We start from the raw sequence: 527 nt of genomic DNA, 5'->3' as shown, positions 1-527 counted from the left end.
AGAACGCCGCCGCTCATCGAGTTGCGGGTCGTGTCGTTGCCCCCGACGATCAACAGTACGAGATTGCCCATGAACTCCATCGGACGGTCGATCAGGTCCTTGGTGTTCTCGTTGCTCTGCAACATGGTGATCAGATCGAAGCCGGGTTCCTCCCCGGCTTCTGTCCGGGCCTTCTTGTCGTACCACAGAGAACTCAGACCGCTCGCCATGTCGCGCATCCCGTCGAACGTCTCGTCGAGGTCCGCGGGACCACCGTTGGCCTCCTCGAACGACGTCGCCATATCTGACCAGTACACGAGTTTGCGACGTTCCTCGTAAGGGAAGTCCAAGAGCGTCGCGAGCATCCGAGCTGTCAATTCGATCGAGACGGTCTGCACCCAATCGAAAGGCTGATTCACCGGCAAGCCGTCGAGCACCTCGCGAACCCGAGACCGAATGAGCGTCTCCATCTCACGCAGGTTCTTCGGCGCGACCACCCCCTGCACAGCTGCTCGCTGCAAGTCGTGACGCGGTGGGTCCATCGCGAT

1 pseudogene is annotated in these 527 nt (G+C 60.7%); it reads right to left on the bottom strand.

Going from position 1 to position 527, the window contains the following annotated elements:
* Positions 1-527 (bottom strand): annotated as a pseudogene (locus IY392_RS19735) (cytochrome P450); the annotation flags it as partial.

This window comes from Dietzia sp. SYD-A1, assembly GCF_015356725.1.
GTDB lineage: Bacteria > Actinomycetota > Actinomycetes > Mycobacteriales > Mycobacteriaceae > Dietzia.
Note: the sequence above shows the minus strand (reverse complement) of the source record. Positions and strands in the feature narration are given on the sequence as shown.